1 protein-coding gene is annotated in these 1,049 nt (G+C 31.6%); it reads right to left on the bottom strand.

Annotation, left to right across the window (positions count from 1 at the left end; genetic code table 11):
* Window positions 1-1,049, bottom strand: a 1,049-nt coding sequence (locus tag AMO08_RS05760; RefSeq protein ID WP_179850736.1) for a hypothetical protein, incomplete at both ends; no start/stop codon positions are given.

The raw sequence follows: 1,049 nt of genomic DNA, 5'->3' as shown, positions 1-1,049 counted from the left end.
AGCAGGCCCAAATAATTTTATAGTCCGAGTTTGTTGAATCTTAAAACAATCCTTAATTATTATATTGTCAGAATCTTGAGGGCATTGGAAAAAATTATCTACTTCAGCATTATTCTGGTTACAAATTACTTTTCCTGATTGTAAATCCACATAGCCAATCGTGTAGGGAACTGCAATATTATCAAGAGATACTACATAATCAGTTGATATTTCATAATCCCCTGTAGGTGTAATAACAACCGAATCAACATGAGTACTATCACCTTCTCTTAATGATCCCATTATAGTACGTAATATTGTTACTTCTTTCACGGATTTTTCAGCCCAAAATTGTGTAATATATCCATAATGTTTAAAATAAATCGGATGTGTTAATTGAACAATATCGCCATGCGATTTCTGCCTAAAACTATGGTAATTATAATCGTATCCAGCATCTGTGACCCATCTAGATTTCATAATCAAATAATCCATGGCAGGCTCTATCCATTGTTTATTTGCATTTTGACAATCAACTTGTTCTGTATAAGCAGAATCAGAACAATAAGCAATTAATTCATTATCTAATTGTTCAATCAATACATTTGAGTAAGTGGTTTCATAATGATCAATAATATCATAAGTTTTACTATAGTAAGCAGGAACATCATATTCTGTAATTATTGGAGGCAATGCATAATGTTTATAAATTTTCCCTGTATCTGTAGAATAACCAGCCTTAATAACAATATTGGTAGGTACTAATTCACCACTAATTGTATCAATAATACCATAATTCAACTCTTCAAGAGCAATAGGCGCTGGCTGAATAATATCTTGATAGTCAACAATTAAGTTATTAAGACTAGTAGTTCGTTTAAAAAATGGTTCATTTGGGTCCCAATTACTTGCCAATGTATCAATATCTATAATGAGATCGTTTTCTATATTGTAAAATAAAATTTCAGAACCTTCAGTCCACTCGTCATCATCCCAAATACCATTACCAATATCACAAAAACCACCTTCAAAATCCGTTCTAAAAATACCTTGTACCCAAACAGACCCAT

The sequence above is a fragment of the Candidatus Pelagibacter communis genome (genome assembly GCF_001180205.1).
GTDB lineage: Bacteria > Pseudomonadota > Alphaproteobacteria > Pelagibacterales > Pelagibacteraceae > Pelagibacter > Pelagibacter ubique_O.
Note: the sequence above shows the minus strand (reverse complement) of the source record. Positions and strands in the feature narration are given on the sequence as shown.